We start from the raw sequence: 26,130 nt of genomic DNA, 5'->3' as shown, positions 1-26,130 counted from the left end.
CAAAGATACGGAGAAAAAATGAAAGGACGTAAAAGGCCGCGACAATATAATGGGAGGACGAAGCCGAAAAGGATTTTATAACGAATTGATTTCTTCCGCGCTCAGTCCGGTGATGTCGGCAATATCATCGGTGGGGTATCCTTTGGTTTTCATGCGTCGTGCATTCTTAAGGCGTTCATTCATTTCCCCTTCGTTTTTACCTTGTTCGATACCTTTGGCTATTCCTTTGGCCATTCCTTGTTCTATTCCTTTAACCATTCCTTGCCGCATTCCCAGTTCCAATCCTTCTTGCTTGGCGAAGTCGAGCACGGCAAGGTGGTCGCGGTACACTTTGATGCTTTCGTCATATTTCATGCGGTCCTCTTTGCTGAGCGAAGCGATGTCTACGATTTGTTCCAGTTTTTCAAACACCGATTTACGGGCTTTGAATGGGAGTCTTTGAAATGTTTCCATATTTTTCAGTACATAAATCCAACGTTCAAAATCAGTTTGGCATTCATCTTCTTCCTTGGTGAAGCAGGGGAGCTGCAGGAAAATGAAACGGAGCTTGTCGGAGAACACTTCGTTCGTATCCCGGTCGGACAAGACGATGTCCGTGCGGAATTTGCCGGGTGAGTGGGACAGGTGGAAATTCATGAAGAAGATGCCATACACGGCTTTCAGGTTGAATTTCCATTCGGCACCCCGTTCCCCTTGCCGGGCGATGGCCTGCGAGAGGTAGTACAAAGCCCGTTCACGGAAAAAGGTCTGTTCACGGTTTTGCATTTCCACGATGAACTGTTCACCGTCCTCATTCGTACAATATATGTCATAGATGACACCCCGGTCGCCGGAAAAGTCCGGCAACAGCTCTTTGTCCAAGAATGTGATGTCCGTTATCCGCTTTTCTCCTACTAACAAGTCGTTCAAGAAGTCTATCAACAATTCTTTGTGGATGGCTTGCCCGAAGATGCGCTTAAAACCGACATCGGTAAAGGGATTGATGAATCTTGCCATATTTTTCGCTTTTGACAGTAATCAAGGCAAAGTTACAAAAAAGAATTGAAAACCAAGGGGATGTTGGTCTTTTTGTCAACTCCTTGCGGGTGGAGGATAAAAAACGAGAGGGGGCAAACGCCCGTAAACCGGACTGCCCCCTCTCTTCCGAAACATGGGTTTATCGTAACATCAGTTTTTGTGTCTTGCGTCCGGCTTGCAGGATGTAGACGCCCCGGAGGCCGGAAGTCGAAATTTGCGTGTCTCCTGAGGCTTCGCTCTGGTGGAGCAACGTGCCTTGCAGGTTGTAAAGGCGCAAGGTCGTGGCGGAGCGTATGCCTTCGATGCGGATGATGCCGCCGGTCGCGTAGATGCGTACCTCTTCGGCCTCCACCGGGACGATATCGGTGTAGGGGGCTGCGGTGAAGGTTACGGTTTCGCGGATGCCGGAACCGTCTGTGGCTGCGGCTTCCACCGTCACTTGGCCGCCCGTGGCATTGTCTTTCAGGCTTACGGTGCCGTCTTGTGCGACGGTGGCCAACGTTTCACCCTCCACGACGCTCCATTGTACGCGTTTGAGCGTGGTGCTCATCGGCAGTACGACCGCTTGCAGGTGCAGTTGCGGTTGTTCTTGGTCTAATTTCAATTCTGCTTCTTGCGAAGTGATGACCACGCTCTGGGCCATGGTGACGTCAAAGGCATCGGCAGAGCAAACCACGTTGGACCGGTTGCGGGCATCATCCGCCGAAGCCCGTTTCTGCGGCACGTCGAAGCGTACGGCCAAGGCGTAGTATGTGGCTTCGTCCGAAGTCCGCGCGTGGGTGTAGCTCAGGGTATGGCCGGACACGGCGGCCAGTTCGGTGAGCCGCTCGGGCGACGGGCCGCTCAATATCACGTATTGCATCACGTCGCGTCCTTCGTATGGGGTCCAGCTCAGGTTGATGTCGTGCCCCATGGCGCGGTTCACCATCAGGTGGGCGTTGGCATGTACCGCGCTGCTCCGGCTCTCGCCGCCGTAGTTCGTGGCCATCGTGATGAAGTAACGCTGCGAGAGCAAGGCCGGAGTAGAGGTCTCGTCCACATAGCTTCCGTCCGTCAGCGGGACTTCGCCCAACAGTTCGTAACGGTCGCTCACGGCCGTCTCGCGGTAGATGCGTACCGTCCCCGGTTGCAGGGGCGCAGGCAGTTCCGTGGGGATGCTCCAACTGATACGGTTGCATCCGGTAGCCTCGTCGGTGCCTATTTGTCCGATGACGGGCACAAAGCCGCTGCCTGTCACTTCCACCTGGGTGTTCTGGTATATTTCGCCGAACACGTCGTCTGTTGCTTTCACGTTCAGGTCGTAGGAACCGTCCCTTTCCGGGAAGATGAACGTGGCTTCGGCCTGTCCCTCTTCGTGGATGAATGCCACGCCTTCGTCGCGCAGGACTTCAAAGGCGACCTCGGATGAGAGCAAGTGTTCCGGCAGGGTAGCCTGTACGGGAGTGCCGGCCAGGACTTGCTGTGGCAGGTCGATGGCCATGCCCGGCAGGTCGAGGATTTCGATTTGTGCGCGGCTCACGATGTCGTCCACGGTCAGGGTGACGGTCTTCAGTCCGGATGTGCTCCATTTGATGGTGTTCCCGTCTATCACGCCTCCGTCGGTGTCGATTTGCGGACTGCCCAAGATGGTAGTCTCGAACGGGATGGGCCAGCTTACGCGTCCTTTGCCCGGCAGGCTCAGGAGCGATACGGCCTGCGCCGTGTACTCGTAGACGGGCGAGAAGTCCGAGTGGGCATTCCATGCGTCCACCGCCTGCACTTGTATTTCATACGTCTGTCCGGCTTCCAGGGCCGTGGTGGGGATGGTGAAGCGCGTGGCCGTGCGGTAATGCACATAGCCCGGTTCGCCCGTCTGTGCCTTGTTGTCGGTCAGGTTCAGGGGTGAGATGACGTAAGCCCCTTCGCCCGATGCGCCTTTCTTCTTTACGCTCAGGTTGTAACGCAGGCTGTGCGAGGGTGTTTCCTTGTCCGTCGCCCCGTCCCAATATATCGTCAGGCCGTCCGTCGTTTGGCTGGCGTAGACGTTTTGCGGCACGGTGGGCGCGGTGTTCTTGAACGAAGAACGGATGCGGAGGTTGGCATCGTAGTCGGGCGTGCCATCGCCGTCTACGTCGAGATAAGAACCGGAAGGCGTTGACGAACCGATGTTGCCGGGGATGAGTTCGAGTGACAAACCGGATACGATATTCTCCATGTAGGTCAGTGTCCCGTCTTTGTCTTGGAAAATGAGGCTGTCAGGGTTGGTGGCCGACACATATTCGGGCAGGCCGTCGTGGTTCAGATCCACGGTCGGTTCCCCCGGCAGGGGAGTGCGTTCCGTAAAATCGAGTTCCGCATCGCAGAGGTTGGCATAAAACATCTTTTCCTTAGAATCCTTATAAATCAGGTCGGGTCGTCCGTCGCCGTTCACGTCAGCGATGCCGACAAGAGTGAGCGAACTGCTTTGTGTGGGTAGCTCGTGTGCCTCAAACTTCCAATCGCCTTGGTTCAGGTAGAGTCGTTGACGATAGATGGGGGTACCCCGGTCCCAACGGTATGCAGCCACGATGTCCAAATAACCGTCGCGGTTGAAGTCAGCCACGGCGACAGGCTCGATGTATTCCTCACCGCTGTATAGCTTTTTCTCTTCCCACACGCCGTTTGCGGTATTTTTGTACATCAGGGTGTTCTCTATGAAGTCCACGCGTCCGTCGTTGTCCATGTCACCGATGGGTGTAAGGTAATTATATTGTCCTATCTGGCTGTTGGACGTGTTGAGGCAAATCTCCCCTTCGTAGGCATGGAAGTCCATGTCGCCGTCATTCAGCAAGAATCTTTTTTGTTGGTCGCTTACTTTCAGGTAGTTGCTGTAGATATCGGGCCGTCCGTCCCGGTTGAAGTCGACCACATAGCCGCCGTGGCTGATGTTCAAGTCGGTGTTGAACGACTTCATCAGTTCCTTGAACGTACCTTGCGTGTTGGTGTAGAACCTTTCAGAGAATCCTTCCGCCCATCCGTCCTGGTTGAGGTCGAACACATTGCCGCTGTAGCCGTCTTCGTTGGTTTCCGTGCGGAACGGGACTACCTGTACGCCCTGCGTAAACGTGTGCCCGTCGAGCGAGAGGGTAACGGTTTTCTGTCCGAAACTCTCGAACGAGATGTCGGCCGACCCATCTGCGTTTTGGCTGACGATGCGTCCGTCGGGTTGCAGGTTGTATTGGTAGTTCGCGCCTTCACGGGCGTAAATTGGTGCGATATGCAAGGTGTCCGCTGTGCTCAACTCGTTGACCGAAGCCGTGAAGGCCGGGCTGACCAGATGGTTTTCAAACGAGGTCTCTTTGCTCCACGCGCTGCCGATGCCGTCCGGACTGATGGCCTGTACGGCAATATGGTAAGTGCCTTCCGGCCACGTCCCGGCATTAAGCATCAGGTAGGTGGCGGAGCCTGCATTACCATTGGCGAACGTGCGGCGGCTTCCGTCGGCATTGGATTGCGCCTGCACGATGTCGCCACGTCCCGGGGCTGTGCCTACTCGGACTTCATACGTGAGTCCCGGTTCTTGCGAAGGTGCTTTCCATTCCACCCGAATCAGTCCGGTGGTCGCGTCCACGGCACAGGTCGGGGCTTCCGGGGCGGCCACTGTGGCAGGTTGAGCGTTTTCCAGAGTGTAGAGATAATGTTCCATATTGTTGGGGGTGATGAGGAAATCGGGTTTTCCATCGCCATTCAAGTCGGTTATGAAAGGATTTTCTTTGTTGGACAACATGTAACCTTCGGGGAGAAGCATGGTCCCGTTCAGGTTGAAGTTCGCGTCCCATTGGAACAAATAGAAGTCATATTGTAAGTAGCCTTGGGTGTTCGTGACTTCTTTCACAGCCGTCAGCCCCGGTTTTCCGTCAAGATATGCGACCTCGTGAAAGGTGTATTCGCCTTCCATGCCCTGCTCCGACTTCTTGAACGTGCCGTCGCCTTGGTTGCGCAGGAAGATGATGAAGGCGTAGGTGGTTTGTTTGGTTTTGTCTATGGTGAGTAGAAGGTCTTGATGGCCGTCACCGTCCAGGTCGCAAACCTGCACATCCGTGAGGTTGGAGTTGTTGGTGAGTCGTTCCGTCTCATACCCTGACGGTGTACTGCGCATCAGGTTCACGTCGCCCGTGTTTGCATCGAAGAGCACGTAATCCGTCAGGCCATCGCTGTTCACCTCGCAGGCAGTGACCGACGTGCCCATGGAAGCTGTGTAGTAACGTCCGTCCGGCAGTGAGATGAAGCCCGCGCCGTTGGGTGAGAAGAGGTCGGGGTAGCCGTCGGCGTTCAAATCCAAGGCTTGCATGCGGTCGCTTTCCTGGGCGTAAGACGTGCCGCGTTCGGGAATCCATGCCCCACTGAATATGGTGTTGTCCACGCGGAACATGCCGCTTCCTCCGCTACTGTAGTCCATGCCTTCCAACTCGTCGGCATCCGTGACGATAGGGAGAGGCTTTTCTTGGAATCCGTCCGCTGTCTGCAACAGGATATACGGGGCGTAGAGGGTTGGCCAACTTTGTATCCGTTTAAAGAATACCAAGTCCATGCGTCCGTCCCGGTTGAGGTCTGCTTGGGTGAGTTGGCTGCCTAAGGAGGGGCAGCTTGTGGCTTTGTAGCTTCCGTCGGGTTGGCTCAGGTACATCTTCGTGTCGTTTCCGTCGGAAGCGATGAAGTCCGGTTTGCCGTCCCCGTTCAGTTCGAGGAGATGGTCGATGGTAAGCACGTCGTCTGCCACGCGCTCTACCACCGTGCCGTCCAAGGCAAACCATGCAGTGAAGCGTTCCTTGTTGTTTTCTGTGCCGAGATATTCCATCTTTCCGTCCCCGTTCACATCATAATACATGCTCTTCAGGGTAGGCGGGGTTCTATCCAGAGGCGTAAGTTCTTGTCCCGCGATGGGGCGTATGCCTGTAAATGCCAGGCATGTGGCAAGGGTGAATAAAGTAGTCGTTCTCATAATGGTTGGTTTTTATGTTTTATCGAACTGTTCCTTTCAGATGTGCGTTTTTCTGCTGTTTTCGCAGTGGTTCAAAATTAAGGGATAAAAACATGTAGTTCAATACGTAAACAGTATTTTGTACGGAATGAATCCAGTTTTTTACGCATTGAACAAAAAAATCCGGGCAAGCAGGTGGCTTGTCCGGATAAGGCAGGAGGGAAAAGGAAATGAAGCTCCCCTTCCTTAGTAGTTGAATTCGCCGAATTCACTCTTGATGGTCAGTGAACGCGGCCCTTCTTCGATGTGTCCGACGATTTGCGCGTCGATGTTGAAACTCTTGGCTATGGCGATGACTTGTCCGGCATGTTCGGGAGCTAGGTAGACTTCGAGGCGATGCCCCATGTTGAACACCTTGTACATTTCACTCCAGTCCGTACCGCTTTCCTTGGCAATCGCCTTGAACAAGGGAGGTACGGGGAACATGTTGTCTTTGACCACCCTGCAATTCTCACCTACGAAGTGGAGCACCTTGGTCTGCGCACCGCCTGTGCAGTGTACCATGCCGTGGATGTCCGCACGCATCTCGTCTAGCATCTTCTTCACCACCGGAGCGTATGTACGGGTGGGGGACAGGACGAGCTTGCCAGCATTGACTGGGGCACCCTCCACCGGGTCGGTCAGCCGGTAACTGCCGCTGTAGACCAACTCTTCCGGAACGGACTTGTCGTAGGTTTCGGGATATTTTTCGGCCAAATACTTGGCAAACACGTCGTGGCGTGCACTGGTCAGCCCGTTGCTGCCCATGCCGCCGTTGTATTCCTTCTCGTAGGTGGCCTGTCCGCAACTGCTCAGTCCCACGATGACATCTCCCGGACGGATATTGGCGTTGTCGATGACGTCGCTACGTTTCATGCGGCATGTCACGGTGGAATCCACGATGATGGTGCGCACCAAGTCGCCCACGTCGGCTGTCTCGCCGCCTGTGGCATAGATGCCGATACCCATCTTGCGCATCTCGGACAGCAGTTCGTCCGTACCGTTGATGATGGCACTGATGACTTCGCCCGGGATGAGCATTTTGTTACGTCCGATAGTGGACGACACCAAGATGTTGTCTACGGCACCCACACAAAGCAAATCGTCCGTGTTCATGATGAGCGCGTCTTGCGCAATGCCTTTCCATACGGACAAGTCGCCCGTTTCTTTCCAGTACGCGTAGGCCAACGAAGATTTCGTGCCGGCTCCGTCGGCGTGCATGATGTTGCAGTATTCCGGGTCACCGCCCAGAATGTCGGGGATAATCTTGCAGAATGCCTGCGGGAAGATACCCTTATCGATGTTCTTGATGGCGTTGTGTACGTCCTCTTTGGCTGCCGACACGCCGCGCATCATGTAACGTTGGTTACTCATATCACTATATGTTTTTGAATGATTGTCTGTCATTAAAACTCTACTTTCGGGGCTTCCGATGCACCGGAGGATGCCTCGAACTTTTCCTTTTTGCTGAATCCGAACATTCCGGCAAATAAGTTGTTGGGGAATTTACGTATCAGGACGTTGTAGTCTTGTACGGCTTCGTTGTAACGTTTACGGGCTTCGGTGATGCGGTTTTCCGTTCCTTCCAATTGGGCTTGCAGTTCCGAGAAATTCTCGTTGGCACGGAGTTGCGGATAGTTTTCTGTTACGGCCAACAGTTTTCCGAGGGCGGAGCTCACGGCACCTTGGGCTTTCTGATATTCGGCCAACTTTTCTGCGGTCAGGTTCGCCGGGTCCACGGTGATTTGCGTAGCTTTGCTACGGGCGGCTACTACGGCTTCCAACGTGCTGCTTTCGTGCGTGGCATAGCCTTTTACGGTACTCACCAGGTTCGGAATCAGGTCAGCCCGGCGTTGGTATTGCGTTTCCACGTTACTCCATGCCGTAGACACAGCTTCGTCTTTCTCTACCATCTTGTTGTATGAACAGCTGTTCAAAAGAACCATGCACACCATGGCTATGGCGGCGGTCATCCATTTCTTTGTTTTCATTGTTTTCCTTATATATAAATAGGTGTTTGATTCGAAATCTGTGTGTCGGTCAGAACTTTCCACCGGCTCCTCCGCCTCCGAAACTGCCTCCCCCGAAGCTTCCGCCGCTGAAACCACCTCCGAAACCTCCGCCTCCGAATCCGCGATGGAAAGGTCCTGCCACGGGAGGGAAACCTCCAAAGCCGGTGCCGTTGTCGAACGGTTCGTCATGGGAACGGGATACGGTATGCCCGCATTTCGGGCAGCGGTAATAGACCGTGTGATGTTCTATGCCTTGGAACCGGTCAACCCGGACTTGGGAATTCGTGCGGTGCATGGGGCTATGTCCGCATCGGGGACATGTGTTCCGTTTGCGGTTGGAATAAATGGAAATCAGGAACCCGCCCGTGACAATGGCCAAGGCGAGCCACATCAAGCCATATCCCTTTGTACCGGTCGGTTGCCCCGAATCGTCGTGGAGCAGACTGTCATCCCCGTGGATTACACGGCAGACGGCAGACACTGTTTGCAGCATGGCGGTATCCCAGTCTCCTGTTTTCAGGTAAGGCACCATTCGCCGATTTTCTATCCGGCGGCAGATGGCATCAGGCAGCGTGCCCTCCAACCCTTCGCCGGTCAATATCTGGTAACAGCGGTCTTGCGTGGAAAGCAAGATGATGAGACCCGTGTTTTGCCGGTTGCCCACCCCGAGTTTGTTACCCAGTGTAATGGCGAAATCATAGCATTCCCCTCCTTCGATACGCTCCACTACGGCTACCACGGACTGTACGCCCTTCTCCGTTTCCAACCGATATAGCAGGCTGTCCATTTGTTGTACGGCCTGTGCGGAAAGGATTCCATCGGGATTGACCACGTGCTTGGTCTTGTCCTGCAAATAAACCATAGGCAGGTTGTCCACCGTATACGTGCCGGCATACAGGAGTTGTGCGCTCCGGCATACAAGGAATAAGAGGAACAGGCAAAAAGCTTTCTTCATGACACACTTTGTTTACTGGTTTGGCAAGTTATTCATATCTTTTGGAATATTATATCGTTCGACGAAACTTTTGACGATTTCTGTATATTCTTTAGCATATTTTAGATAAGAATCGGCATGTGTCGCGCCTTCCACGTGCCATAGCTCTTTGATGCCCTTCTTGGCGGCATACAGGCTGTCACCCATCCAAGTCGGTACGAACGTGTCTTCCGTACCGTGAATGAACAACATGGGAAGCCGGCATTTTTTTACTTGTTCCAGTGGCGAGGCTTCCCGGAAATCCCATCCGTAACGCAGGCGTGTAGCCCAACTGGCCAGATGGAGCAAGGGAAAAGCGGGCAGGCCGAACTGGTTTTTCAGTTCTCCTGCGTATTCATCCCACACGCTGGTATAACCGCAGTCTTCCACAAAGCAGTTCACGAAAGGCGGTTGGGGTTCGCCGCTCACGCATAGGGTCGTAGCCGCTCCCATGGAGATGCCGTGTACCACCATGCGGGTCTGGGAACCTTCCGGGGCAAACAGTTCGTTGGCCACTTCCATCCAGCGTAACACATCAAGGCGGTCTTTCCATCCCATTTGGATGTGGTCGCCTTCGCTCTGTCCGGCAAAGCGGAGGTCGGGGAGCAATACGTTGTAATGCAGGTCGTGATTGTATAAGTAAGCGATGTGCAGCATACGCACGGCATTGTCGGTATAACCGTGCACGGCTACGGCTGTATGAGCCGTCAGGGTGTCTGCATAAAGGTAAAGGGCGTGCAGCCTTACTCCGTCTTCGGCAAGGATAAACGTATCCCGCAAGGCGTTTTCCCGTTGCAGGCTGTCTACCCAGTGCGAAAGGAAAGGGTAGTGCTCATACATGAAAGCGTATGACATTTCGAGATTCTTTCCCCGTTCGTTGCCACCGGCCTCCAACGCGTACCATTGCAGGTATAGCGTGCTCCCCGTCAGTGTGAGTACTAATAAGGTGAGCACGGTCCAGAAGATCCGTTTGAACTTGTTCTTTTCCTTGTGCATGTCGTCAGTCTTCGCTGTGCCAGAATTCCCATCCGGCGTATGCTTGGAGAATCAGCATCTCCAAACCGTTTTTGGTGATGGCACCTTGTTCCCGTCCTTTTCTGAGAAAGAGGGTCTCTTCCGGATTGTAAACCAAATCGTACAGTAGGTGGTTGCGTCCGACGGCTGCATAAGGGAGTGCCGGGCACTCTTCCGTATGAGGATACATCCCCACCGGGGTACAGTTTACAATCACTTTGTATTCGTCCATGATTTCCGGTGTGAGTTGCGGGTATGTCAACGAATCCTCTTTCGGGTTACGGCTGACAAAGCGGGTTTCGATGCCCAAGCGGTGAAGTCCGTAGCGTACAGCTTTAGAAGCCCCTCCTGTACCTAATATCAAGGCTTTCCGGTGTATCGGTTCCAATAACGGTTCTATCGAGCGGGTGAATCCGATGACATCCGAGTTGAAACCTTTCAGATGCGTTTTCCCTTTCCGCATCCCGATTCGTACGACGTTGACAGCCCCGATATGGCGGGCTTCCTCGCTCAACTCGTCCATGTAAGGAATGATTTTTTCTTTGTAGGGGATGGTCACGTTGAGTCCGCACAGATTTGCGTTTTCTGTGATGATTTCCGGAAAGCGTTCGATAGAGGGAATCTCAAAATTGACATATTCGGCATCAATCCCTTCGTTCTTGAACTTTTCATTGAAAAAGTCACGCGAGAACGAATGTCCTAAAGGATAGCCGACTAAACCGTATTTATCCATGATGTGAATGCTTATTTGGTGGCAAGATACATCGTGCTGATGCCGAAAGTGAAACGTTTGAAACGCACGTCGCCGAAACCGGCTTTCCGAAGTATGCCCTGCATGACCTCTCCTTGAGGGAAAGCGGCCATCGTGGCCGGCAGGTAAGAGTAGGCACTATGGTCCTTGGAAACCAACCGGCCAATCAGCGGCATGACGATTTTGGCGTAAACAGAGAAAAGTTGTTTCATGGGGAAACGGTGGGGAGAACTCAGTTCAATGATTAACAGATGTCCGCCTGGTTTCAATACCCTGCACATTTCCCGTAGTCCCTGGTCCAGATGTTCGAAGTTGCGTACGCCATAGGCCACGGTCACGGCATCGAACGTGTCGTCGGCAAAAGACAACGCTTCACAGTCCTCATGTTGAAAGCGGATGATTCCGTCCAAATGCAACGCTTCCACTTTTTGCCGTCCTATTTGCATCATGCCCTCGGAAATGTCTACTCCCGTGATGGATTGCGGAAAAAGCCTCCGGGCAGACAAAATGGCAAAATCGCCTGTCCCCGTAGCAACATCTAAGATTCGGCGGGGGTGAAAGGGCGACAAAGAGTCGACGGCTGTGCGCCGCCAACTCTTGTCGATGCCCCATGAAAGGAAATGGTTCAACCGATCGTAAGAATGGGCGATGCGGTCGAACATGCGCTCCACTTGTTCACGCTTATGGCCTTCGTCCTTGTAGGGCTTTATCTTTTCTTGTTCGTACACCTGTCGTGCCTTATTTCTGGTTCAAATATTCGGTGACGTTCTTTTCGATGCGTGCGGCCAAATCGTCATGGTCGTCGGCCTTGTTGAACTTCTGTCCCACGATATGCTCGTACAGCTCGATATAGCGGTCTGACACGCTGTTTACGTATTCGTCCGTCATTTCCGGCACTTGCTGGTCTTCCTTGCCCATGAAGTTGTGGTCGATGAGCCATTGGCGTACGAATTCCTTGGAAAGTTGCTTCTGGGGTTCGCCTTTTTCAAACTTTTCCTGGTATCCGTCTGCGTAAAAGTAACGGCTAGAGTCGGGCGTATGGATTTCGTCGATGAGATAGACTTTGCCGTCTTTCTTGCCGAACTCATACTTGGTATCCACCAATATCAGTCCCTTTTCCGCAGCCATTTCCGTGCCGCGGGCGAATAGGGCGTAGGTATATTTCTCCATAAGTTCGTAGTCTTCCTTGCTCACGAGCCCTTGGGCGATGATTTCTTCCTTAGATATGTTTTCATCGTGCCCGGCATCGGCTTTCGTGGTAGGAGTGATGATCGGGGTGGGGAACTTCTGGTTTTCTTTCATGCCTTCGGGCAACTTCACGCCGCAGAGTTCACGGCAACCATTCTGGTATTCGCGCCATGCCGAGCCGGTCAAATACCCGCGGATAATCATTTCCACGCGGAAGCCTTCGCATTTCAGTCCCACGGTCACCATCGGGTCCGGAGTGGCCAGTTTCCAGTTGGGTACGATGTCGCTTGTGGCATCAAGGAAAGTAGCTGCAATCTGGTTCAGCACTTGGCCTTTGAAAGGGATTCCTTTGGGCAGAATCACGTCGAATGCCGAAATACGGTCGGTGGCTACCATGACCATCAGTTCGTCGTTGATGTTGTACACGTCGCGTACTTTTCCGTGATATACGCTTTGCTGTCCCGGAAAGTTAAAATCAGTGTGAGTTAAAGCTTTCATATCTGTTTTTCTTTTTGAAGTTGAAGTTCTGTTTGTGCTTAGTTGTCGCCCCAACCCGTCAAATCTGTGATGACGAATGATTCTTCGGATTGTGGTTTTTCGGTACTGCGCTTATGTGCGGAGACCTTCCTGTCATGCTTTTCGTAAGCTTCCACGATGCGGGTCACTAATTTGTGGCGCACGATGTCTTTTTTGTCCATTTCTATAAAAGCGATACCCTCCACGCCTTTCAGTATGGACGTGGCTTCGGCCAATCCTGAACGTTGGGATGGTGGAAGGTCTATTTGCGTCATGTCTCCGGTAACAATCATTTTGGTGTTCATTCCCATACGCGTCAGGAACATCTTGATTTGTGCCGTAGTCGTGTTCTGTGCTTCGTCCAATATGACCACCGCGTCATTGAGGGTGCGGCCGCGCATGAAAGCCAAGGGAGCGATCTGAATGACGTTTTGTTCCATCATTTCCTGTAACTTCATGGTAGGAATCATGTCCTGCAAGGCATCATAAAGCGGTTGCAGGTAAGGGTCTATCTTGTCTTTCATGTCACCCGGCAGGAAACCCAGTTTTTCACCGGCTTCCACAGCGGGACGGCTCAAGATGATTTTGCGTATTTCTTTGTTCTTTAAAGCCCTTACCGCTAATGCGATGCTGGTGTAGGTCTTGCCCGAACCGGCAGGTCCGATGGCAAAAATCATATCGTTGTTTTCGTATGCTTTGACCAATTTTTGCTGGTTCTCGCTACGGGCGGTGATAGGTTTGCCGTTGACGCTGTATACAATGACGCCTTCTGCACTTTCTTTCGGGGTCTTTTTGCCTTTGATGATGGCCAATATGTCTTCCTCTTTCAGGCTGTTGTATTTTACACAGTGCTGTTCGATGGCCATGATGTTTTCTTCAAAAGCACACATTTCCTCTTCGTCGCCCATTACTTTGATGATATTGCCGCGGGCCACGATGCGCAATTTGGGATAGAGCGCCTTGATCATTTGTATGTTGGTGTTGTTTACCCCGTAGAAAATAACGGGATCCACGTCTTCCAATACGATATGCTTTTCTATCATTCGCTTAATTTTGCCGCAAATTTAAGCATTAAGTTTTGAATTCGCCACGTTTTCCGTATCTTTGTGCTGCAAAATAAAGAAAACGTTGAGAAAACTCAAGAGAGAAATATTTTGGGGAATGGCGGGGGTGACCGTCTGTGTGTTGGGCGTGGTGCGCTGTGTCAATCCGGCGGTGGTGGGTGAAACGGTTGGTGTTTCATCTGTTCCGCTTGATTCTTCAGTGCAGGCCGTCGTTCCTGATTCGAAAAAGGAGTCTATTGAGGTTGTCAGGAAAACGGGGTTGCATACACCTTATTCCATACCGGTTTTCAAAGAAGCGGACGGTCGGCCATTGAAGAGTAAGATCTATAGTGTACCAGGGTTTGGACGTACGTTTCCCGACTTGCAGGATGTACATATCGTGGCGGCCCGGAAATGGGGCGTTTCTCCGGTGGAGGATCGGGAAGAAGCGGAGATGAGGAAAGATGAACTGGTCTATGTGGGCAGCAATCCTTATTACACGATGGACAAGCAGATGTCTTATTCCATCCCTTATCTGGTGCCTCGGGCCAGTGACCTTCTGCAAAAAATCAGCCGGAACTTTCTGGATTCTTTAGCTATCAAAGACATTCCGCTACATACGTTAATTGTAACTTCCGTCTTGCGTACGGAGAACGATGTGCGGAGGTTGCGACGTTTTAATTGCAATGCCTCCGAAGAGAGTTGCCATCGTTTCGGAACGACGTTTGACATTTGTTATAATCGCTATAATACGGTGAGTCATCCCGACAGGCCGGAACGGCGTCCGGTAAGAAACGATTCGCTGAAGTGGGTCTTGTCGGAGGTGTTGCGTGATTTGCGTGAACAAGAGTTATGTTATGTAAAATATGAAGTAAAACAGGGCTGTTTTCATATTACGGTGAGATAATGCGTTAAACCTTTTTCGTTTGGATGTGTCTTTATAAATAGGAAGAATATTTGTCTATTATATATAAGGTGCAATGAAAAAGATAGTTCTATGGGGAATGTGTGCGGCCTGTCTGGTTGGTTCGGGGACGGCAATGGCACAGGGCGGGAAAGACCGCAAGGGTGACATGCGATGGGAGCAGATGATGGAAAAACGTGCGGAAAGATTAGCTGATGAACTGGATTTGAACGGAGATGCACGTTCGGAGTTTCTGGTTACTTATAAAAATTATCAGCAGGATTTGATGTCCCATCGCAAGACACCCCTATTTCCGGCAGGCTTGGGAGGGAAAAAAGAATCCGAGTTGACGGAGGAGGAAGCGGCAGAGCGCATAAAAACGGAGTTTGACCGCAAGGCGCAGCAAATCGTAAATGCGTACAACACGCTTGAAGTGGATAAAAAGTACTATGAAGTCTTTTCTAAAACCATGTCTGCCAAACAGTTGATGAAAATCTTTGTTCCCGTGAGAAAAATGAATGTTCGTAATGGGGGTAGGCAAGGCATAGGAAGGGGTGGAGTTCGTCCGCCCGGAAACTTAAATGGTTTTCCTCAAAATGATTTTGATAGGGATGTCGACTGGTAATACCAGTTAGGTAGGGTTGATTTTAAGGTAAAAGGGGAGGGAGATTTGCTGTTGCAAATCTCCCTTTTTCGTGTTTGGGTTCCTCTGTAAACTCCCGTATATTTTCTCAAAAAAGGTTTCATGTTTCAGAATTCTCTATAACGGTTTGATGAATAGTGCTTTATGAGCTGAATTATGGAATCCCCATCTTTCAGCCTTCCTTCAGTTGACTGGCTGCTACCGTTGTGCGCCAAACGGAAAATCAATCTCAGGCGAGTGATTTTTCAATCTCAGCCGAATGATTTTCGGATGTGCGCCAAACGGAAAGCAGCATTCAGCCCGTCTTGCGCCTGACATGGGCTGAAAGATGAAGGATTGGAAGTTCAGGATGTATCCGTCTTGCTTTGAAAGGGTTACGTGGTATCCTGAAAGATGAAGTCCATTTCCGGGAAAAGGCATGGAGGAATGAAGGCATGGGGGTGAACGTAAACGTGCACAAACCTGCGGAACCGTGCGGAAATGTGCACAAACGTGCACCCTTCGCCGTGCGGCCCCCTAACTTTGCCGTAAAAACGAAGCACATGGAACTGAAACAGATCGTAAAGAGGGCGGTACGCCGGTGGGTGGAGAAAATCGCGAGTAAGCGGGCGCAGAGGCAAGCTCGCTTGGCTTTGCCGAGTGGGAGCGATTTATTAAAAAGGAAGGCGGAAGCATACGGCACGAAAGACCGCACGTCTGCCACCCTTGAGCGTCGGTTGGCCGCTTTCGCGGAGGCGCGTTACGACCTGCGCCACAACCTGCTGACGGGGCAGGCGGAGTTCCGCCCCAAGGGACAGGATGCGGCCTCCTTCCTCCCCCTCACGGCACGCGACCTCAACTCCCTCTGCCTCTCCGCCCACGAGGCAGGCATCCCGTGCTGGGACCGCGACGTGTCGCGTTTCGTGGCCTCCGACCGCCTGCCCGACCACCATCCCTTCCGTGATTATTTCGACCGCCTGCCGCCGTGGGACGGCAAGGAGCGCCTCGACGCGTTGGCCCGGCGCGTGTCGGACAGTGCGCCGTGGGTGCGCGGGTTCCGCCGGTGGATGTTGGCCGTGGCCGCGCAGTGGATGGGGATGGGCGACGGCCATGCCAACAGTGTGGCCCCGGTATTGGTGAGCGGTCGGCAAGGACTGGGAAAATCCACGTTCTGCCGCAACCTCCTGCCACCCGAACTGTCCGCCTATTACACCGACAGCGCTGACGTGGCGAACACCGCCCGTATGGAACAGCTCTTGGTGGAAATGGGGCTCATCAACCTGGACGAGTTCGACCGCATCCCCGTCCGCCGCCATCCGGCCTTGAAGAACGTGATGCAGCTCACCGCCCTGCACGTGCGCAAGGCTTACCGGCGCGACACGCTCCGCCTGCCGCGCATCGCCTCCTTCATGGCCACGTCCAACAGCCACGAACTGCTTTCCGACCCTTCTGGCAGCCGCCGCTTCCTCTGCGTGGAGGTGGAGCGCCCCATCGACAGCACGGGCATCGACCATGCCCAAATCTATGCCCAACTGAAGGGCATGCTCCTCGGCGGCGGGCGTTACTGGTTCACGGCGGAAGAAGAGGCGGAAATCCAACGTGCCAACGTGGCTTTCTACCGCACTTGCCCTGCGGAAGAAGCATTCGCCCGCCACTTCCGTGCCGCCCGTCCGGGTGAAGAGGCCCTGTCCGTTTCCCTCCCCGAGCTCATCGCCCTGTTGCGCAAGCGTCATCCGGGCACGCTCACGGGCATCGGGATGCAGGAGTTCAGCCGCGCCCTCGTGGCCGCAGGCGTGGAACGGCGGCATACGGAAAAGGGTAACCGTTACAGGATTGTACCATTGGAGGCTTCTTCTTAAAATTAGTGCCTTTTCAAAGAATGGGTTTCGCTTTATCGGGCTTTCTTGCTCCATGATACGTCATTCATGTTACATTCTACGCTTTTTCTTGTTCTTTTATCCTCCTTTTCACTCTTTTTAGCGAAAGGAATCGCTTGTTATGGAATATATTGCCTATATTTGTTTATACTTATTTATTAACTTATTAAAAACATAAGCGTATGACTAGTTTTACTTCATTAAAAAATTGGATGTTGTTGGCTTTGTTGTTTGTGGCAGGACAAGCAGCCGCCCAACAAGTGATTTTGAGTGAGGATTTCAGTAAGTGTACATCGAAAGATCCTGATAATCCGGGAACCAAGATGGATGATGGAATGGATCCTTATACACTCACTACGGGTTGGAGTTGTGTAAACGGCTATGCCGGTGAGGGGAATGCTAAATTCGGTGCGAGTAAAAAAGGGGGGATCCTTGTTACACCGTCTATTGATTTGTCTGATGCCTCGGCTACATATACATTGAAGTTCAAGGCATGTGCATGGAGTAAAGATGCTACAAGCCTGATGGTACAGGTAGATGAACAAGAGGCAGTAGAAATTACAGGTTTGACGAATGATCCGGCTCCTTATGCAGCCAATATGAAAGACTTTTCTTTGGAGATAAAAGGAACTGCTGCTTCAAAAATTACATTTTCGTCTTCGGTAGAATCGAAGGGACGTTTTTTCTTGGATAATATTGAAGTGACAAAACTTGAGGCAGGCGAGATACCGGATGCATCTGTGTCAGCTCCCAGTGCTGTGGCTTTTGGTGCTATTGGAGTGGGAACTGAATTGACCCAAAAAGTAGCTATTTCAGGTTCTGATTTGACTGGTGATTTAACTGTTGTTGTGGAAGGGAAAGCTTTTTCTTGTGCTACGACAACTATCCCTAAAGATGATGCGGTTAATGCAGAGTTGGAAGTTCTTTTTGCACCGACGTCTTCTGGTGATTATATGGGTACTTTGACAATTTCCGGTGGAGGGTTGAAGGAGCCTGTGGTGGTGTCTATGACAGGAATGGCTGTCCAATTGTCTGGGGAAGGTACAAAGGAGGTTCCTTATACGGTTTCTGATGTGCTCATATTGGAGAATCCCAACAGAGAAGCTTGGGTAAAAGGTTATATTGTAGGTTACGTGAATGGGCAGAGTATAAATGAAGAATCTGCTATTTTTGGTGCAGAAGGTGAGAGTGTGTCGGTAAGCAATATGTTGATTGCTAGCGATGTTAATCAGAAAGACTATACTCAATGTGTGGTAGTGCAATTACCGCAAGGTGATGTTCGTACAGCACTGAATCTGAAAGATAATCCAGAAAATTTGGGGAAACAAGTTAATCTGTTGGGTAACTTGGAAGCTTATTTCGGAGTTTGTGGCGTCAAAGAAGTGTCTGATTATGTATTAGAGGATGGTGAAACTCCAGAACCTGTACCTACAATAACATTTGCTAAGGTAAATGAGATTGTCAGTGGCCAACGTTATGCTATGTTGGTAACACAGGATGAAAATAGTAAGGTTGCACAGAACATAGTGGAATCAAAAGAGTATGGGTATTTGGATGTGTCTGATGTAACGATGTCAAATGGTGAATTTAGCACAGAAGAAACCAATGCATTTACGATTACGGCAGTGGATGGCGGTTATACTATTCAGGATTCATACGGTCGGTATTTGTATATGAAAGGAACTTTCAATAGTTTCAATGTAAGCAAAGAGATGCCAGAAAGTGGTTATGTATGGACCATCAGTATTGCAGATGATGGTTTGGCTACTATTACAAATGCAGAAATGAATAAATGGATTCAGTATTCAGCCCAATATACAAGCTTTGGAGCGTATTCGGATGCACAGGGGATATTACCGGAACTTTATATTGAGAAAGACGGTTCATCTGTAGGCGGTATTGAGGTTGAGAATAATTCTCCGGTTGAAGTTTACACATTAGGTGGCGTGAAGGTAGGAGATAGTTTGAATGGATTGCAGAAGGGCATTTATATTGTGAAGCAAGGTCAGCAAGTGAAGAAAGTGGTTAGATAAGCCATTTGGGCTTTAGATGATAATAGTTGGCCGCCTCTTGATGGGGCGGCCAATATTTTTTTTGCGTGGTTTGTGCTTGTGTTAAAAACATGTTTTACAGCATGTTTCTTGCATGTTTCGGTTTGATTTTGTATCTTTACATGTCATTTTCGCCAAAAAAAGTTGGCGTAAAATTTGGTGGTTACTGAAAAAGTGTCTACCTTTGCACTCGCAATCGGGAAGCAACGCCGCTAACAAGGCAAAACGGAACGAGAGCGACAAGTAAACAAGAGTTCATTGAAAGTCTTACATAAAGGAAGAAGTAGTACAAGAGCTTGGCATCTGTTTTTTCTTTGAGAGGCAGGATGTCAAGGGTAAAAAAGAAACCAACCGTCAGTTCAGTTTTCATAAACTGAATGATAAAAAAGACAGGTAAGCGACAAAGTAACGTCCGGAAGAGCACAGATACAAACATTCCTGTTTCAAGCAGGAGTAAGATGATATTCTACAATGGAGAGTTTGATCCTGGCTCAGGATGAACGCTAGCTACAGGCTTAACACATGCAAGTCGAGGGGCAGCATGAGCTCAGTTATTCTGGGTTTGATGGCGACCGGCGCACGGGTGAGTAACGCGTATCCAACCTGCCCTTTACCCGGGGATAGCCTTCTGAAAGGAAGTTTAATACCCGATGATTTCGTTTAGTCGCATGACTTGATGAATAAAGATTAATTGGTAAAGGATGGGGATGCGTCCCATTAGCTTGTTGGCGGGGTAACGGCCCACCAAGGCGACGATGGGTAGGGGTTCTGAGAGGAAGGTCCCCCACATTGGAACTGAGACACGGTCCAAACTCCTACGGGAGGCAGCAGTGAGGAATATTGGTCAATGGGCGCGAGCCTGAACCAGCCAAGTAGCGTGGAGGACGACGGCCCTACGGGTTGTAAACTCCTTTTATAAGGGGATAAAGTTGGCCATGTATGGCCATTTGCAGGTACCTTATGAATAAGCATCGGCTAATTCCGTGCCAGCAGCCGCGGTAATACGGAAGATGCGAGCGTTATCCGGATTTATTGGGTTTAAAGGGAGCGTAGGCGGGCAGTCAAGTCAGCGGTCAAATGGCGCGGCTCAACCGCGTTCCGCCGTTGAAACTGGCAGCCTTGAGTATGCACAGGGTACATGGAATTCGTGGTGTAGCGGTGAAATGCTTAGATATCACGAGGAACTCCGATCGCGCAGGCATTGTACCGGGGCATTACTGACGCTGAGGCTCGAAGGTGCGGGTATCAAACAGGATTAGATACCCTGGTAGTCCGCACAGTAAACGATGAATGCCCGCTGTCGGCGACATAGTGTCGGCGGCCAAGCGAAAGCGTTAAGCATTCCACCTGGGGAGTACGCCGGCAACGGTGAAACTCAAAGGAATTGACGGGGGCCCGCACAAGCGGAGGAACATGTGGTTTAATTCGATGATACGCGAGGAACCTTACCCGGGCTTGAATCGCAGGTGCATGGGCCGGAGACGGCCCTTTCCTTCGGGACTCCTGCGAAGGTGCTGCATGGTTGTCGTCAGCTCGTGCCGTGAGGTGTCGGCTTAAGTGCCATAACGAGCGCAACCCCCCTCCCCAGTTGCCACCGGGTAATGCCGGGCACTTTGGGGACACTGCCACCGCAAGGTGCGAGGAAGGTGGGGATGACGTCAAATCAGCACGGCCCTTACGTCCGGGGCGACACACGTGTTACAATGGGGGGTACAGAGGGCCGCTGCCCGGTGACGGTTGGCCAATCCCTAAAACCCCTCTCAGTTCGGACTGGAGTCTGCAACCCGACTCCACGAAGCTGGATTCGCTAGTAATCGCGCATCAGCCATGGCGCGGTGAATACGTTCCCGGGCCTTGTACACACCGCCCGTCAAGCCATGAAAGCCGGGGGTGCCTGAAGTCCGTGACCGCGAGGGTCGGCCTAGGGTAAAACCGGTGATTGGGGCTAAGTCGTAACAAGGTAGCCGTACCGGAAGGTGCGGCTGGAACACCTCCTTTCTGGAGCATTCCTAGAGGCGTTATGTTTAAATGTCTTGATGGTTGGGTTTCCTCTTGTACACTGATTTCTTTCTTTGAATGTAGACAAAAAAGAATAAGAGAATGAAGATAGGTTCGGCAACTCCGAGGTGAATCTTCAGGCAGACCTTCAGTTTTATAGTTCAATAGGATAGAATGCCTGTTTTGCAAGCAGGGGGTCAACGGTTCGAATCCGTTATTCTCTACGATGGAGTTGAAACTCCAAACGTTCTTTGACATATTGCACAACGTAGAAACTTGAAAAAGTAAAAGATACAAAATCGAGCGCAAGCTCTTGTATCAGAGATTTGATACAAGACGCATTATAAAGTATATACCGCCCTTTGCGATTTGCAAAGAGGAGTGTAACCGTAAAAGGTATAGAAAGTATTCAAGGGCGCACGGCGGATGCCTAGGCTCTTACAGGCGATGAAGGACGTGATAAGCTGCGACAAGCCGCGGTGAGGCGCAAATGGCCATTGACCCGCGGGTATCCGAATGGGGCAACCCAACGTTTTGAAGAAACGTTATCCCGCGAGAGCGGGAGGCGAACGCGGGGAACTGAAACATCTTAGTACCCGCAGGAGAAGAAAATAAATAATGATTCCCCCAGTAGTGGCGAGCGACCGGGGAATAGCCCAAACCGGCGTTGTCCAGGCATCGCCGGGGTTGTAGGACCGCGATGTCGCAAGAGTGATGGCGAGTGGAAGGAACTGGAAAGTTCCGCCATAGAGGGTGACAGCCCCTTACACGAAGCCATGCGAAGCGTAGCGGAATCCTGAGTAGCGCGGGACACGTGTAATCCTGTGTGAATCAGCCGGGCCCATCCGGCAAGGCTAAATACTCGTAAGAGACCGATAGTGAACCAGTACCGTGAGGGAAAGGTGAAAAGCACCCCTGTTAGGGGAGTGAAAAAGATCCTGAAACCGTGCGCCTACAAGCGGTCGGAGCGCCCATTGGGCGTGACGGCGTGCCTTTTGCATAATGAACCTACGAGTTGCCGTCACCGGCAAGGCCAAGGGGCATGAGCCCCGCAGCCGCAGCGGAAGCGAGTCTTAAAAGGGCGCAGGAGTCGGTGGTGGCAGACGCGAAACCGGGTGATCTACACTTGTCCAGGATGAAGTCCCGGTAACACGGGATGGAGGTCCGCACCAATAAGCGTTGAAAAGCTTCTGGATGAGGTGAGTGTAGGAGTGAAAGGCCAATCAAACTCGGAGATAGCTCGTACTCCCCGAAAGGCATTTAGGTGCCGCCTGTGGAGTTCCCGGCGCGAGGTAGAGCGACTGATAGGATGCGAGGGCTTCACCGCCTGTCAAGTCCTGACAAACTCCGAATGCGCGCCGGCCAATCCATGGAGTAAGGGCACGGGTGCTAAGGTCCGTGCCCGAGAGGAGAAGAATCCAGACCACCGGCCAAGGTCCCGAAATGCTGGTTAAGTTAGACTAACGCAGTCCGTCCCCCCAGACAGCTAGGATGTTGGCTTGGAAGCAGCCATTCATTCAAAGAGTGCGTAACAGCTCACTAGTCGAGGGGATGGGCGTGGATAATAATCGGGTATGAAACCAGTTACCGAAGCCGTGGGATATGAGAATATCGGTAGGGGAGCATTCCATCCTGCGTCGAAGGCGCCGCGCGAGCGGCTCTGGAGCGGATGGAAAAGCAAATGTAGGTATAAGTAACGATAAGGAGGGTGCGATCCCCTCCCGCCGAAAGACCAAGGTTTCCTGAACAACGCCAATCGGTTCAGGGTGAGTCGGTCCCTAAGCATAAGCCTAAGGGCGAGGGCGATGGATCAAACGGTTAATATTCCGTTACTGTCTTGGTGTGTGACGCGGCGACGGAGAAGTGACACGGCCGCCCCCTGACGGAAAAGGGGGTTTAAGCGCAAAGGTTACGAGGGAGGCAGGCAAGCCCACCTCCCGAGCCGAAGCGCGAAAGTACGCGGCGCCCTTCTGGGCAACGCGACAGCGCCGGTAACCATGCTCCCGAGAAAACCCGCTAAACTCCAGCACCAAGTCATCCGTACCGTAAACGGACACACGTGGTCGGGTAGAACATACTAAGGCGCTTGGGAGATTCACGGTTAAGGAACTAGGCAAATTGACCCCGTACCTTCGGAACAAGGGGTCCTCGTGTAAACGAGGCGCAGAGAATAGGTCCAGGCAACTGTTTAACAAAAACACAGGGCTGTGCAAATTCGAAAGAAGCCGTATACAGCCTGACACCTGCCCGGTGCCGGAAGGTTAAGAGGAGGGCTCATACTTATGTAGAAGGCCCGAATTGAAGCCCCGGTAAACGGCGGCCGTAACTATAACGGTCCTAAGGTAGCGAAATTCCTTGTCGGGTAAGTTCCGACCTGCACGAATGGTGTAATGATCCGGACACTGTCTCAACCGTGATCCCAGTGAAATTGTAGTATCGGTGAAGATGCCGATTACCCGCGATGGGACGAAAAGACCCCGTGAACCTTTACTACAGCTTAACGTTGTACCCGGGCCGTCGATGTGTAGGATAGGCCGGAGGCGTAGAATGAGGCACGCCAGTGCCTTTGGAGCCGTCGTTGAAATACGGCCCTTTGGCCGTCTGGGTACTAACTTGTTGGATACAAGGACCGCGTTTGGCGGGTAGTTTGACTGGGGTGGTCGCCTCCAAAAGCGTAACGGAGGCTCCTCAAGGTGCCCTCAGGCCGATTGGTAACCGGCCGCAGAGTGTAATGGCAGAAGGGCGCTTGACTGGGAGGCCGACAGGCCGCACAGGCAGGAAACTGGAGCATAGTGATCCGGCGGTTCCGCATGGAAGGTCCGTCGCTCAAAGGATAAAAGGTACTCCGGGGATAACAGGCTGATCCCTCCCAAGAGCTCATATCGACGGAGTGGTTTGGCACCTCGATGTCGGCTCGTCACATCCTGGGGCTGGAGAAGGTCCCAAGGGTTGGGCTGTTCGCCCATTAAAGTGGCACGCGAGCTGGGTTCAGAACGTCGTGAGACAGTTCGGTCTCTATCTATCGTGGGCGTTGGAAATTTGCGTGGTTCGGGCACTAGTACGAGAGGACCGTGCCGGACCGACCTCCGGTTTGCCGGTTGTGCCGCCAGGCGCACCGCCGGGTATCCGCGTCGGGTATGGATAAGCGCTGAAAGCATCTAAGCGCGAAGCCTTCCACAAGATTAGATTTCCTTTTAGAGGGCCGTCAAAGACGATGACGTGGATAGGGTGCAGGTGTAAAGGCGGCGACGCCAAAGCCGAGCACTACTAATAGCCCGAAAGCTTTCATGCCTCAGGTTACGGGGGTATATCCTTTATGATGCGTGTGTTTTGTATCAGTAAACAAGTAAAGTCAATACAGTGTGATATGTCTGCCATATTTTGGTGGCTATAGCAGCGGTGTTCCACCTCTTCCCATCCCGAACAGAGAAGTTAAGCCCGCTCACGCCGATGGTACTGCCCGCAAGGTGGGAGAGTAGGTAGCCGCCTTTTTAATTTGTTTTCCCCGCGCAGGGCTTTTGCCTTGCGCGGGGAATTTTTCATTTGTGTGAGGATGGTTTTTTCTTATTTTATAAATTAATAAAATAAGAGTTAAAATACGGGGGGGGGTAATTGTTGACTTATTGAAAGTATGTTGTATCTTTACATCTCATAAAAGTTTTTTAGACAGCTGTTTATAGATGTCTGGCTTTATAGGATTGTATTAATAAATAAATATTAGAGATGAAAGGTTTATTAAAAAAGTTGTTTTTTACTTTATTGTGTGGAAGTTTGTGTTATGCGCTTTCCTCTTGTGATGACGAAAATGAAAATCATGGTAGTCATGTCGGTTTTGGAGAGGAGAGATTGGATGTAGATCGTTTGGGCGGCTATTATAGACTAAACGTTCACGTGGAGGAAGGGCAGGCATGGACGCTTTCCGTTCCTGAAACTAATGAATGGATTACCGTGTTGACACCAACCGGTAAGGGGGATGCTTCCGTTGAGCTTTATATAGAAGACAATGGGACAAAAGAGAGCCGTACGGATAATTTGGTCTTGGTTATTGAAAATGGCACGAAAGTCCAGATACCGGTGAGTCAGACTAACTTGTTGAATGGTGAAAGCATGCCGGAAAATGACGATGTGGAATTTTATGATGTATTTAATAATAAGGGCATCGGTAAAGGGTATGACATCATAAACCGAAAAGTCAAGCAGTCTGTTGTGCAAATGACGGGCTTGAAAAAACTTATTAATGGGGAAGATGCCCCTTATGCGGATCTTGGCTTATATACGGAAGCCCCCATTGCAGCATCTGATGTGAAGATTATAAGTTATGATTCCATAGACAATAAGTTAGACTCAATCAATGTAAGTTTGAAGATTGGCGTATCTTTCGGTTTGTTTAAACTGGATATTTCCGGTGCTTATATCAGTGGGGAGAAAGTGGCCGATGCGAATGTGACTTACAGGATGGGATGCCGTTATCCGGTGTATGAAGCGTCTTTGGGATATGCGGATTTGTTAGGTTATGTTGCTGAAGAAGAGGATGCAAAAATAAAGCGGCAAATGTTGAGTATCGGTTTCCTTAATTTGAGAGACAAAATTAATGAATTGGCGGAGAATCCGTCAGCCAATAAGGCACAATTGGATGCGGCTTTAGTTAAGTTGGATGCGACTTATGGACCTGTGGTAGTGACAGGAACTACTTTAGGAGGTGAAATGACAATGAAGTTGGACGCAGATAGTTTTGATGTAGCGGACAATATGGGAATAAAAGGTGATGCCAGTCTGTCCATACAAGCTGCCATTTCCATTACGGGAGAAGCACATGCGGATTATATCCGGAAAGGTGAGATGTTGTTGTCCCATTCCAATTTGGAGCTGACCATGTTAGGCGGGCAGGTAGCTAAGGGGCAAGAGATGGCCAAATATTTGACGAGTACGATGGCTGTCAAACGCGCGGAAGTGAATCAATTGGCCACAGACTGGGCGAATAGCATTGTGATGGACGGAGCCAATAAAAAGAATAATACGGCCGAAGTCGTGGAAATGACTTTGACACCGATATGGAGCTTCTTTGACGACGAGGTTGCCGTAATCGTACAGGACTATATCGTAAAGAAATACAAGGATAATCCTAAAGCAATAGTGGATTTTAGTAATTACTAATTAGAATATTAAGTGAAGTGAGGAGCTTATCC

Annotated in this window: 15 protein-coding genes, 1 tRNA gene and 3 rRNA genes; 9 read left to right on the top strand and 10 right to left on the bottom strand. The window is 51.2% G+C overall.

Going from position 1 to position 26,130, the window contains the following annotated elements; genetic code table 11:
* Positions 1-75: 75 nt before the first annotated feature.
* The 10 genes from E0E47_RS07380 to E0E47_RS07335 form a co-directional block, all read right to left on the bottom strand.
* A complete protein-coding gene (locus E0E47_RS07380) occupies positions 76-996 on the bottom strand; it encodes an Rpn family recombination-promoting nuclease/putative transposase (RefSeq protein WP_130893330.1) in 921 nt (306 codons plus the stop codon).
* Positions 997-1,156: 160 nt separating this feature from the next.
* Positions 1,157-5,977 (bottom strand): FG-GAP-like repeat-containing protein, encoded by a 4,821-nt coding sequence (locus E0E47_RS07375; RefSeq protein ID WP_130893329.1) that lies wholly within the window; start codon positions 5,975-5,977, stop codon positions 1,157-1,159.
* 225 nt (positions 5,978-6,202) lie between these two features.
* Positions 6,203-7,369 carry an AIR synthase-related protein gene (locus E0E47_RS07370; RefSeq protein WP_130893328.1) on the bottom strand — a complete coding sequence of 389 codons (1,167 nt, stop codon included), beginning with the start codon at positions 7,367-7,369 and terminating at the stop codon, positions 6,203-6,205.
* A 32-nt stretch (positions 7,370-7,401) separates the two neighbouring features.
* Complete coding sequence (locus E0E47_RS07365) at positions 7,402-7,968, bottom strand: LemA family protein (RefSeq protein WP_232038518.1); 567 nt, start codon at positions 7,966-7,968, stop codon at positions 7,402-7,404.
* A 67-nt stretch (positions 7,969-8,035) separates the two neighbouring features.
* A complete protein-coding gene (locus E0E47_RS07360) occupies positions 8,036-8,962 on the bottom strand; it encodes a TPM domain-containing protein (protein WP_130893327.1) in 927 nt (308 codons plus the stop codon).
* 12 nt (positions 8,963-8,974) lie between these two features.
* The gene (locus tag E0E47_RS07355; protein WP_130893326.1) at positions 8,975-9,976 is read right to left on the bottom strand and encodes an alpha/beta hydrolase; all 1,002 of its coding nucleotides are present in this window, start codon (positions 9,974-9,976) and stop codon (positions 8,975-8,977) included.
* A 4-nt stretch (positions 9,977-9,980) separates the two neighbouring features.
* The gene (locus E0E47_RS07350) at positions 9,981-10,727 is read right to left on the bottom strand and encodes a shikimate dehydrogenase family protein (RefSeq protein ID WP_130893325.1); all 747 of its coding nucleotides are present in this window, start codon (positions 10,725-10,727) and stop codon (positions 9,981-9,983) included.
* Between the two features lie 11 nt (positions 10,728-10,738).
* Positions 10,739-11,473 carry a bifunctional demethylmenaquinone methyltransferase/2-methoxy-6-polyprenyl-1,4-benzoquinol methylase UbiE gene (gene ubiE / locus E0E47_RS07345; protein ID WP_008624801.1) on the bottom strand — a complete coding sequence of 245 codons (735 nt, stop codon included), beginning with the start codon at positions 11,471-11,473 and terminating at the stop codon, positions 10,739-10,741.
* A 10-nt stretch (positions 11,474-11,483) separates the two neighbouring features.
* Positions 11,484-12,431: a phosphoribosylaminoimidazolesuccinocarboxamide synthase gene (locus E0E47_RS07340; protein ID WP_130893324.1), complete on the bottom strand. Its 948-nt coding sequence runs from the start codon at positions 12,429-12,431 to the stop codon at positions 11,484-11,486.
* 38 nt (positions 12,432-12,469) lie between these two features.
* The gene (locus E0E47_RS07335) at positions 12,470-13,492 is read right to left on the bottom strand and encodes a PhoH family protein (RefSeq protein ID WP_130893323.1); all 1,023 of its coding nucleotides are present in this window, start codon (positions 13,490-13,492) and stop codon (positions 12,470-12,472) included.
* A 118-nt stretch (positions 13,493-13,610) separates the two neighbouring features.
* Between E0E47_RS07335 and E0E47_RS07330 the strand changes: the two genes are divergently transcribed.
* From E0E47_RS07330 to E0E47_RS07295, 9 genes are all read left to right on the top strand, one after another.
* Positions 13,611-14,399 carry a DUF5715 family protein gene (locus E0E47_RS07330; protein ID WP_008624804.1) on the top strand — a complete coding sequence of 263 codons (789 nt, stop codon included), beginning with the start codon at positions 13,611-13,613 and terminating at the stop codon, positions 14,397-14,399.
* A gap of 73 nt (positions 14,400-14,472) precedes the next feature.
* Positions 14,473-15,021 carry a hypothetical protein gene (locus E0E47_RS07325; protein WP_008624807.1) on the top strand — a complete coding sequence of 183 codons (549 nt, stop codon included), beginning with the start codon at positions 14,473-14,475 and terminating at the stop codon, positions 15,019-15,021.
* Positions 15,022-15,581: 560 nt separating this feature from the next.
* Positions 15,582-16,877, top strand: coding sequence for a VapE domain-containing protein (locus E0E47_RS07320; RefSeq protein ID WP_130893322.1), 1,296 nt, complete (start codon positions 15,582-15,584; stop codon positions 16,875-16,877).
* 200 nt (positions 16,878-17,077) lie between these two features.
* The gene (locus E0E47_RS07315) at positions 17,078-18,928 is read left to right on the top strand and encodes a DUF6359 domain-containing protein (protein ID WP_130893321.1); all 1,851 of its coding nucleotides are present in this window, start codon (positions 17,078-17,080) and stop codon (positions 18,926-18,928) included.
* Between the two features lie 486 nt (positions 18,929-19,414).
* A 16S ribosomal RNA gene (locus tag E0E47_RS07310) occupies positions 19,415-20,944 on the top strand.
* Between the two features lie 158 nt (positions 20,945-21,102).
* Positions 21,103-21,165, top strand: a tRNA-Ala gene (locus E0E47_RS17295).
* A gap of 178 nt (positions 21,166-21,343) precedes the next feature.
* Positions 21,344-24,235 (top strand): 23S ribosomal RNA (locus tag E0E47_RS07305).
* 89 nt (positions 24,236-24,324) lie between these two features.
* A 5S ribosomal RNA gene (gene rrf / locus E0E47_RS07300) occupies positions 24,325-24,436 on the top strand.
* The 16S, 23S and 5S rRNA genes sit together here with 1 tRNA gene alongside, the layout of an rRNA operon.
* A 231-nt stretch (positions 24,437-24,667) precedes the next feature.
* A complete protein-coding gene (locus E0E47_RS07295) occupies positions 24,668-26,098 on the top strand; it encodes a BACON domain-containing protein (RefSeq protein ID WP_130893320.1) in 1,431 nt (476 codons plus the stop codon).
* Positions 26,099-26,130: the final 32 nt, after the last annotated feature.

Source organism: Paraprevotella xylaniphila YIT 11841, assembly GCF_900683745.1.
Lineage (GTDB): Bacteria > Bacteroidota > Bacteroidia > Bacteroidales > Bacteroidaceae > Paraprevotella > Paraprevotella xylaniphila.
This window is presented reverse-complemented; position numbering and strand designations above follow the sequence as displayed.